The following is a 9,784-nucleotide window of genomic DNA, read 5'->3' as shown; positions in this document are numbered from 1 at the left end:
GGGCCTGATCGACGAGGCCGGGTACCCGCCCCCTCGACGATGGAGCCGAAGGCTCCCGCACCAGGGGGGCGGGTGGCCGAGCGATTGGAGCCGAGAACGCGCGGGGCGCGTTCGGAGGCGTCCCCGATGGGGAGGTCGGACGACGAGCGAGTCCTAGCCGTCGCATCGTTAGTACCGGTGCGCGGGGTGGCTCCCGATCGTCATGTTGTACTGCACGCGCACGCCCTGTTCGGTTTCCTCGTCGAAATCACGGTGAAGAACATCCACCCGAATCGCCTGAAACTCGCTCGGCACGAAGGCGAGCGAGGCGGTGAGCGTGTGGATGTCGTGATCTTCGCCGTGCTCGTCGTGCAAGTTCTTGTCCGCGTCGTCGATGAGCTCGTGCTCATCGGACTGGAAGTACCCATCCCACCGCGCGCCGACATGCCACCGGCGCGTCACTCGCGCGAGCGCGTGAAGATAGGCGCCGGCCGCGTCCGAGAGGGACTCTTCGTCGAACGGATAGAGCCACTCCCCCTGGATCTCGAGCTTCCGAGGGTTCGCGCCCGTTCCGATCCACTTGAACGCGAGGTCGACGCCGAGGAAGTGGTTCTCGCCTTCGTTCACGGCGTCTCCTCCCGCGTACGAGACCCCGAAGTCGACCGTCGTTTGGTCCGACGTCTCGAAGAAGTTCCGGAGCCGGAAGGCGCGCCCCCACGTGTTCGCGGGGACTTCGTGGTCGCCGTAGACGGTCTCGGTGAGCGGGAAGGCGGTCGCGAGGATCTCCGTGTAGACGGGGAGCGGCGTGAGCCAGCTCGCCTCGAGCGCGGCGCCGTTTAGGCCGTGCGCGCCGAGAAGCGCGTCCCATGCGTACGGACGCTCGACGAACGGATACTGATGCGTGTGATAGGCGTTGTGCTTTCCGAATTCGAAGAAGAACTTCCCCGCGCGGAGCCCGAGCCCGGTCGGGAGGAAGAGCGTCTGGGCGAACCCTTCCTCCAGCTCGAAGCCGTCCGTGCCGTGCATCGCGAAGACGAGGTTCGCCTTCGCGTACGGATCGATGATCGACGTGAGCTGGAGCTCCGTCTCTTGGACCAAGAAGCCGTCTCCGGCGGGACCGCGCGCGTGCTCGTGCTCCTCTTCGCCGTGCTCCTGCTCGGTCGCCTCGTTCAACCCCGACGTGTAGAGAAGAAGCGCGTTCACGCTGATCGCGGGGTTGAAGTCGCGGGAAATACCGGTCGCCGTCGCGCTCTCCGCGGCTCCGGCGGCGGGAAAGAAGAAGAGTATGGCGAGAGGAACAAGAGAAACGAAGCAGAAATCTCTTCGCATGTCGAAACCTCCAATAGAAAGCACAAACGGCAAGACGCCTCTCCCGGATGGCGCTTGATCGATCGAACACGAGAAGCGCGAATCAGAAGCTTGGTGGAGCGCGCGGCGAGTGATGGGCCGTCTGTGCGCACCGGGCGACGGGGGAGAACGCCGCCGGGAGACCCTCCTCGTTTCGGGCCGGTTCGGGGAGAAACGCCGGCAGGGAAAGAAGCGGCGCGTTCGGATGCGCCGCGGCGAGACAGAGGGAGCAATGGGCCTCTCCCGCCGGGTCTTCCGGATGTTCGTGCGGAATCGGGATCGGGTGCGCAAGCGCGAAAGGAAGGAGAAGAAGAGCGAGGAGCCCCGCGGACGAGATCATTCGGTTCCGCATCACGAGGTTAAGATAGCGGCGAGGACCCCGTGTGTCAACGGGCGCCGGTTGCTTCACGGATCGAAGGCCGCATCGCCGCCGGTCGCCTCGACGATCTCCTCCTGAAAGGCGGCGAGGCGGCTCGCGGGAACCGCGAAGCGGATGGAGACCTCCTCGGCGTAGACGGAATCCTCGACGAGCGCGCGGTGCTTCTCGGCGATGCGGAGAACCCGCCCGGCGTGCGCGTAGGGGAACAAGACGCGTACGCGCTCGCGGAGAACCCGCTCGCCGATCCGCGCCCATTCGATCGCGAGGCGGGCGCACTCCCCGTAGGCGCGGGCGAGCCCGCCGGTTCCGAGCTTCGTGCCGCCGAACCAGCGGACGACCGCGACGAGCGCGTCGGAGACGCCGGCCCGGTCGAGGGCGGCGAGGATCGGGGCGCCCGCAGTTCCGGACGGCTCGCCCGCGTCGCTCGCGCGGCGCTTCTGACCGGCGCCGTGGCCGATGCGCCACGCGAAGCAGACATGGGTCGCGTCATGGTGGGACCGCCGGAGTGACTCGACGCGGCCGGCCGCTTCCTTTTCGGCGGCCGAGGGGAAGACGAACGCGAGAAACCGCGATCCCTGCACGCGCGTCTCGGCGGTCGCCTCGGAGAGAACCGCGCGGTAGGCGTCGGGGTCCGGCGTCGTTTCTTCCTTGCCGATCCGCATCGCGGAATCTACCTTCTATGCTGAGTCAAGGCCGACCGGAGGGCGGTTCATGATCGAAGCGCTTCCCATGCTCCTCGTTCTCTTCTTCAGCATCGTCGTGCACGAGTACGCGCACGGATACGTGGCGTATCGCCTCGGCGATCCGACGGCGAACGACGCGGGACGTCTCACGCTGAACCCGATCTCCCACGTCGATCTCGTCGGATCGATCATCGTCCCTCTCGCGCTCGTGTTCAGCGGGAGCCGGTTCCTCTTCGGATGGGCGAAGCCGGTTCCGATCAACCCGATGTATTTCCGGCAGCCGATGAACGGGATGGCGCTGACCGGCGGCGCCGGTCCCGCGTCGAACCTCCTTCTCGCGCTCGCGTCGGCGCTCATCCTTCGCTTCGCGGGCCCATCTCTCGGGACCGGAATCGTCGCCCACATGCTCCACTACGGCATCGTGATCAACGTCGTCCTCGCCGTCTTCAACCTGATGCCGATCCCGCCTCTCGACGGCTCGCGCGTCATCCTCCCGTTCCTTCCAGAGGGGATCGCGCGGTTCTATTGGGAGCTTGAGCCGTACGGCATGTTCCTCGTGATCGGTCTTCTCGTGACGGGAATCCTCGGGAAGATCATCGTTCCTTTCGTCACGATCCTGCGCGCGCTCTTCCTCGCCGTCGCGGGAGCCTGAGCCTGGATCATGCACCCGTTTCCTGCTGCGGCCGCTGATCGCGGCCTCAAGAGGCCTCCCTTCCGTCGCCGCTTCCTAGAGCGTAGTGCCGAGACTACGTTTCCGGGAGCGGCTCGTCCAGGTCGGCCTCTCGGCCCCTAGCTCCGCGTCCTCGCGACGAAAACGCGTGCGTAATCCAGGCTAGCGAGGAAACGTTCCGGCTTCCCAATGCCCAATCTCTCTCGCTGTTCCGCTGCCGAGAAGCGGATCGGTGTCTCCGCCACCGCCGTCTATTTCACAATCTTCAGGATCTTGCGGAACTCGTCGGTCCCCGCCTCGCGGAGAAGATCGAAGAGGACCATCTCGACGGACGCGAGGCGCGCTCCCATCTGCTCGAAACGGCGAAGGGCGATCTCCCGGTCCCTCGCTCGCCTCGAAGAGACGGCGTCCGCGAGAACGTGAACCTCATACCCTCTCTCGATTAGATCGCGCGCGGTCTGATAGACGCAGACGTGGCTCTCGATGCCGGAGAGGAGAACGTCTCGTCGGCCGGCCCGCTCGATCGCTTCCAGGAACGCGCGCTCGCCGCAGCAGGAGAACGCTCTCTTCACGATCGGGCCGATCCCATCGAGCGCTGCGCGGACCTCGTCGATCGTGGGGCCGAGCGCCTCGGGGACCTGCTCGGTGAGAAGGATCGGAACGCCGAGCGCGCGGCAGCCGCGGATCGCGCGGATCGCCACCTCGGCGAGCGCCTCCCGCTCTTGCATGTGGGGGAAGAGCTTCGCCTGGATGTCGATGACGACGAGGATCGTGTTCGTAGGAAGGAGCCGCATCGGTTCTCTCCTCTCGGCCGGGCCGGCTCTCCGGATGATAACCGATGCGGGCGGCGGGCTCCACGGCGGCGCGGGGTCTCCGGTCCCGCTCACGGAGTCCGGGGGTTTGGCGTACAATCAGTCAAGGGGAGAAGGGGGCGGCCGCGGCTTCACCGCGCGCGCGGGAATGCCGATGAACCGAAGAGAGACCGGCCGCGAGATAAACGGGGCGACGATGGCTTCGACGAACATTCTCGGCATCTCGGCGTTCTACCACGACAGCGCGGCCTGTCTCGTGCGCGACGGAAAGATCCTCGCGGCGGCGCAGGAAGAGCGCTTCAGCCGGAAGAAGCACGACTTTCGTTTTCCGAGCGGCGCGATCGCGTATTGCCTTCGGGAAGGGGGGCTTCGCGCGGAGGATCTGGATTTCGTCGTCTTCTACGACCGCCCCTTCACCAAGTTCGAGCGGATCATCGAGACCTATCTCATGTACGCCCCCTTCGGCCTCCGCTCGTTGATCAAGTCGATTCCTCTGTGGCTCAAGCAGAAGCTATTCATGAAGGAGTTGATCCGGAAGGAGCTCGGATACGAGGGGAAGATCCTCTTCACCGAGCATCACGAATCGCATGCCGCGTCGGCGTTCTACCCGTCGCCGTTCGAGGAGGCGGCGTTCCTCACGATCGACGGCGTCGGGGAGTGGACGACGACGAGCTTCGGGATCGGGCGCGGGAACGAGATCGAGATCCGGAAGGAGATCCATTTCCCGCACTCGATCGGCCTTCTTTATTCGGCGTTCACGTACTTCACGGGGTTCAAGGTGAACTCGGGCGAGTACAAGGTGATGGGCCTCGCCCCGTACGGCGAGCCGAAGTACGTCGATGCGATCCTTGAGCATCTCATGGATCTCAAGGAGGACGGTTCTTTTAAGCTCAACCTTTGCTATTTCAACTACTGCGCCGGTCTCTCGATGACGAACCGGCGTTTCGAGAAGCTTTTCGGCGGACCGCCGCGGAAGCCGGAGGCGGAGCTGACGCAGCGGGAGATGGATCTCGCGCGCTCGGTGCAGGAGGTGGTGGAGGAAGTCATGATGCGGATGGCGCGCACCGTGCATCGCGAGACGGGGATGAAGAACCTTTGCCTCGCGGGGGGCGTCGCGCTGAACTGCGTCGCGAACGGGAGGATCCTCCGCGAGGGGCCGTTCGAGAGGATCTGGATCCAGCCGGCGGCGGGGGACGCGGGGGGCGCGCTCGGCGCGGCGCTCTTCGCGTGGCATCGGATCTTCGGCAACGAGAGAAGGGTCGACGCCGGGCGCGATGCGCAGCGCGGTTCGTATCTCGGCCCCGAGTTCTCGGACGAGGAGATCCGCGCGTTCCTCGAAGAGAACAAGGCTCCGGCCCGGAGGCTCGCGGACGGGGATCTCTTCGAGACGGTCGCGGACCTTCTCGCGTCGGAGAAAGTGGTCGGGTGGTTCCAGGGGAGGATGGAGTTCGGGCCGCGCGCGCTCGGGGCACGCTCGATTCTCGGCGATCCGCGCTCGCAGACGATGCAGTCGGTGATGAACCTCAAGATCAAGTACCGGGAATCGTTCCGGCCGTTCGCGCCGAGCGTGCTCCTCGAGCGGGTCGGCGACTACTTCGGCCTCGATCGCGAGAGCCCCTACATGCTTCTCGTCGCTCCGGTGCGAGAGGAAATCCGAATCCCGATGACGGCGGAGGAGGAGAAGCTTTTCGGGATCGCGAAGCTGAACGTGCCCCGCTCGGGGATCCCGGCGGTCACGCACGTCGACTACTCGGCGCGCATCCAGACCGTCGATCGGGAGACCGCGCCCCGCTATCACGAGCTGATCGACACGTTTCGGCGAAAGACCGGATGCGGCGTCGTGATCAACACATCGTTCAACGTGCGGGGGGAGCCGATCGTCTGCACGCCGGAAGACGCGTACACCTGCTTCATGCGGACGGAGATGGATTACCTCGTTCTCGGAAGCTACTTGCTCGACAAGAAGGAGCAGAAGCCGCTCGAAGAGGACAAGGACTGGCAGAGGGAGTTCGAGCTCGACTGAGGATCGCATGGCGGTTCGACCGGAACGGAAGGAGCTTCGAAGGTTCGGGATCGCGCTCGTCGTCGTGACGGCGGCAGCGGGTTCTCTCTGGCTTTGGAGGGACCACCGGACGGCGGCGGCGGTCTTCTACGCGATCTCCGCCTACGGGCTCCTCGCGTCGGTCTTCTTCCCGCCGGCCGTGCGTCCGGCCTACTGGCTCATGCAGAAGTTCGGGCATGCGGTCGGTTGGTTCAACACGCGGCTCATCCTCATCCTGATCTTCTATCTCGTCTTCACGCCGATCGGTCTTCTGCTCCGGCTCTTCGGGGAGGATCTCTTGAACCGCAAGTTCGATCCCGACGCGTCCACCTATTGGATCGAGAAGAAGAAAGAGCCGTTCGATCCGAAAAGGTACGAGAAGCAGTTCTAGGCTGTAAACACCTGCCGCCTTCGTCGCTGTTCCGTCGTCGGACGGCGGGAACCAGACGTTAGAATCGGAGGCGGCGACAGCCGCGTACTGCTTGGGCAATTGGGCAACACGTGACGATAACGGGTGACTGTCCTCGTTTGTCCCCCTTGCCCCGGGCTCCGGCCGAGAAAGCACCGAACGTGTTTCTGTCGGATTGAGGTTAACCCTTCATCCACGAAGCTCAGCCAGACTGACGATGTGCCCCATGGTGCGATTGCGCTCTGAGCAGGTTTCCAGGAACCGACGGGCGGGGGGACGTGGTGCCGCGTCCTTCGGACGTTCGGCGGTCTTCCTGAGAGCGGAAACAGGGGATGACGCTCGCAAGCCCTCAGCGGTTCCCAGGCCTTTCGGACCCGCTACTCGGTCCCGTGAATTCTCTCGATTGCCGCAGCTGCGCCTTCCCTCACTTGCAGGTTCTCGTCGGTCAGGGCTTCCGTGAGGGCCGGGAGCGCGGAGGACGCCGCGGGTCCGATCGCGCCGAGGGCCCATGCCGCATTCCGGCGAACGGAGTGATCCCTGTCCTCCAGGCGCTCGATCAGCCGGGGCACAGCAGGCGATGCCTCTGTGCCGATTCCGGCAAGCGCCGAGCAGGCCCGCATCCTGACCCGATCGACATCGTCCCTAAGAAGCTCCGTGAGCGCGGGCACGGCACGGGAGCCGAACGCCGCGAGGGCGACGGCGGCTTGTTGCGAGACTCCCGAATCGTCGTCCCGAATGCATGAGAGGAAGAAGGGAAGCAGAGCTTCGTCGCTCGGGCGAATCGATGCGAGAGCCGCCATGAGGGTGGGGCGGGCGTTGGGGTTTTGCTCGTGAAGGAACCGCGCGACGAGTGTCGGAACGGCCTCGATCGCGGCCGGACCGATCGTTCTCAGAGCTTCCGTTGCCATCCTCCGGAGCGGCTCATCGTCGTTGCTCAGACAGAGAATCAAGGCCGGGACCGCAGGCGCGGTTGCCGGTGGACCGATTCGCGCAAGCACCTGCGCCGCCCCGGTGCGGGTCTCCGCCGTGCCCGCCGTGAGCATCTCGGTCAACGCGGGAACCGCGGGGGGGCCGATCGCGATGAGCGCGGACCTGTACGCATCCGGACTCTCCCTCCCGCCGATTCGTTCGACGAGAGTCGGGACCGCTTCCGCCGCCGCCGGACCGTAGGCGGCGAGAGCACGGGCCGCCTCCCAGCCGACGCTCCCCTCCTCTTCCAACGATCGCAAGAGAACGGGGAGGACTCTCTCGGGGTCGCCACCGATTTTGCCGATCGCCTCGAGTGACGAGGAGCGAACCTGCTCGTTCTCGTCCGTCGTGGCCGCGAGAAGCGCGGGAATCGCCACGGCGGCCCCAGGTCCTGCCCGCGCGAGGCCCCGTGCCGCGTTGATTCGTACGAACGGGTTCTCGTCGCGCAACCGGTCGATGAGAAACGCGAGCGCACGATCATCCGAACGCGTCACCATTCCGATTGCATGATAGGCCTCTCCCCAGACCATCCAAGAGCTGTCGCGGGCCGCTTGTTCCATCAAGGGGAATGACTCGCGGGGCCGGGTTCTCGCACACAGGCGAATCGACTGGATCGCTCCTCGGCGGACGGCGACCTCGGGATCCCGGAGCAGCTCCTCGAGCGCGCCCAGAACGCCGTCGTCCTCCTCACAGTACCTCCAGAGTTCTTGGGCCGCGAAAGCCCGGACCTCCGGATCCGAATCCGAGGATGCGGCGATTGCCTCGGGGGCGACGCGGATGTCCGCTCCAGAGATCGCGAGAGTCGTGAATGCCTGAAGCACGCCGAGCCTCACCGTCGCAGCGCTGTCCGCGAGCGCCCTTCTCAGAGGTCCCAACACCTCTTCCGGAGACCCCGCGAAACCGCCGAGGGCGCGCGCGGCCCCGGCCCGGATACTCGCACTCGAGTCTTCGAGGGCCGATCGAATCGCCGGCAGCCCTTCGTCGCCGGTCTGCCCCAACGCGTAACTCGCATCGGCCCGGACCTTCTTCTCCGGATCCGCAAGGGCTCGGATCAGCGCGGGGATCGCCTCCCGGATGTCGACCTGTGAATGAGCAAGGGCGGAGGCCGATGCTTCGCGGACCCTCGCTTCGTCATTCGAGAGAGCGTGAGCGAGGTCGGGGACGGCGGGCTGTCCGATCATGCGGAGGGCCTTGGCGATGGCTTCCGGCTCTTCTCGCCATCGACGGATCAGCGCCGGAATGGCGTTCGCCGCTTCCGGGCCGATCGCGCCGAGGGCATGCGCGGCCAACCTCCGCACCAGCGGATCGTCGGCGTCGAGAAGCTCGATCAATAAAGGGACGGCGTCCTTCCCGATCGCCCCCATGGCTTCCAAAGCCCATCCCTGCTCGTAGGGGACGCTGGAGAGAGAGATCGCTCGGAGTGCCGGGAGTGCCGAACTCGCCGCTGGTCCGATGCGCCCAATCGCGCCGATCGCCCCCCGGCGCCGGAGCGAATCGGGGTCTGTCAGAGCCTCTGCGAGCGCGGGAACCGCGGCGCTTCCGAGTTCCGCGAGATCGCGGGCGGCGCTCATGCGGATGCCGGAGTTGGCGTCGCCGAGTCTCTCGATGAGACGCGGGATGTCCGAGAGCGAGCCGGAGCCTTCCGCGGCCTTCGCGCAACCGACACTCAATAGGACATGGGCCACGCAGAGCATGAGAACGACAAGGGGAACTCGAGCGCGCATCGCGGATTCTCCTTTCAGGTCTAAATCATACACGGACAATGTCCGGGAGTCCCGCAAGAATGTACTTCCTTCCGCAGGCCCGCACTCCACCTATTTCGCCCGGCCCGCGATCGGGAAGACCCACGAATCGCTCAGAAATCGGCAGGATATCCCCCAAACACGCCTCAATACGACGTGGACGAAAGATCCGCTTCATGCTAGAGTGGCTTTCGCCTGAAGCATCCGCGAGACAACCCGCGCGAAGGGATTTCGGAAGCGGGGATTTCGGCCGTCCGATCGCGCGGGGGCGGAACCCCGGGAAGGAGAAAGGGGGACGAGATGGCGAGGATGGGAGCGGCGGCTCTCGCCGTGTTGCTTCTCGCGGCGGGGGGCTTCGCTCAGTTTTCTGTCGAGGCGGACCTGAACGGCGTCGTCGGCGATCCGCAGCCGGACTTCCTCGTGACAGCCGTCGGGGACACGTTCACGGCCGACCTCTGGATCTTCGGTCCTTACGGCTCCGGCTGCTGGGTGTTCGAGATCTTCTCATGCGACCCGGACGGAGCCTTGACGTTGGAGAGCACGCAGTTCTTCTCGCCGGGGGGGTGTTGGGCCTTTCTCCCGGTCGGAGGGTCTGATTCGGCAGGATGCACCCGGCTGCAAGGTCAGGATATGTGCGATGTGCCCATCATGTTTCCCTACAAGATCGCGCGGGTCGCTTACCGTGCGGCTGTCGACCACTCGATTGCGGAGTTGGTCCTCGGACCCGGATCCGGTTTGCTGACTCTTACTTTT

General features: G+C 65.5%; 9 protein-coding genes. 4 read left to right on the top strand and 5 right to left on the bottom strand.

All coding sequences use genetic code 11. The features are described 5' to 3' along the window. Positions 1 to 168: 168 nt before the first annotated feature. From FJY73_13170 to FJY73_13160, 3 genes are all read right to left on the bottom strand, one after another. A complete protein-coding gene (locus FJY73_13170; GenBank protein ID MBM3321608.1) occupies positions 169 to 1,308 on the bottom strand; it encodes a hypothetical protein in 1,140 nt (379 codons plus the stop codon). Between the two features lie 82 nt (positions 1,309 to 1,390). After that, positions 1,391 to 1,666 (bottom strand): hypothetical protein, encoded by a 276-nt coding sequence (locus FJY73_13165; protein ID MBM3321607.1) that lies wholly within the window; start codon positions 1,664 to 1,666, stop codon positions 1,391 to 1,393. Positions 1,667 to 1,731: 65 nt separating this feature from the next. Beyond that, complete coding sequence (locus FJY73_13160; GenBank protein ID MBM3321606.1) at positions 1,732 to 2,367, bottom strand: YigZ family protein; 636 nt, start codon at positions 2,365 to 2,367, stop codon at positions 1,732 to 1,734. Positions 2,368 to 2,416: 49 nt separating this feature from the next. On the opposite strand from FJY73_13160, the gene FJY73_13155 reads away from it, so the two are divergent. Next, complete coding sequence (locus FJY73_13155; protein MBM3321605.1) at positions 2,417 to 3,040, top strand: site-2 protease family protein; 624 nt, start codon at positions 2,417 to 2,419, stop codon at positions 3,038 to 3,040. A 269-nt stretch (positions 3,041 to 3,309) separates the two neighbouring features. Here FJY73_13155 and FJY73_13150 read toward each other — a convergent pair whose 3' ends face one another. Further along, positions 3,310 to 3,852 carry a hydrolase gene (locus FJY73_13150; protein ID MBM3321604.1) on the bottom strand — a complete coding sequence of 181 codons (543 nt, stop codon included), beginning with the start codon at positions 3,850 to 3,852 and terminating at the stop codon, positions 3,310 to 3,312. Between the two features lie 214 nt (positions 3,853 to 4,066). Between FJY73_13150 and FJY73_13145 the strand changes: the two genes are divergently transcribed. Further along, positions 4,067 to 5,893 carry a carbamoyltransferase gene (locus tag FJY73_13145; protein ID MBM3321603.1) on the top strand — a complete coding sequence of 609 codons (1,827 nt, stop codon included), beginning with the start codon at positions 4,067 to 4,069 and terminating at the stop codon, positions 5,891 to 5,893. 7 nt (positions 5,894 to 5,900) lie between these two features. Next, entirely contained in the window at positions 5,901 to 6,302 is a 402-nt protein-coding gene (locus FJY73_13140) for a hypothetical protein (protein ID MBM3321602.1), read from the top strand. Between the two features lie 395 nt (positions 6,303 to 6,697). On the opposite strand, the gene FJY73_13135 is transcribed toward FJY73_13140, so the two are convergent. Then, on the bottom strand, positions 6,698 to 9,013 hold the full coding sequence (locus FJY73_13135; protein MBM3321601.1) for a HEAT repeat domain-containing protein: 2,316 nt from the start codon (positions 9,011 to 9,013) through the stop codon (positions 6,698 to 6,700). Positions 9,014 to 9,331: 318 nt separating this feature from the next. Between FJY73_13135 and FJY73_13130 the strand changes: the two genes are divergently transcribed. Then, a partial coding sequence (locus FJY73_13130; GenBank protein MBM3321600.1) for a hypothetical protein occupies positions 9,332 to 9,784 on the top strand: 453 nt, incomplete at its 3' end.

The sequence above is a fragment of the Candidatus Eisenbacteria bacterium genome, from assembly GCA_016867715.1.
Classification (GTDB): domain Bacteria; phylum Orphanbacterota; class Orphanbacteria; order Orphanbacterales; family Orphanbacteraceae; genus VGIW01.
The sequence above is the reverse complement of the archived record's forward strand: the minus strand, read 5'-3'. Positions and strand labels throughout refer to the sequence as shown.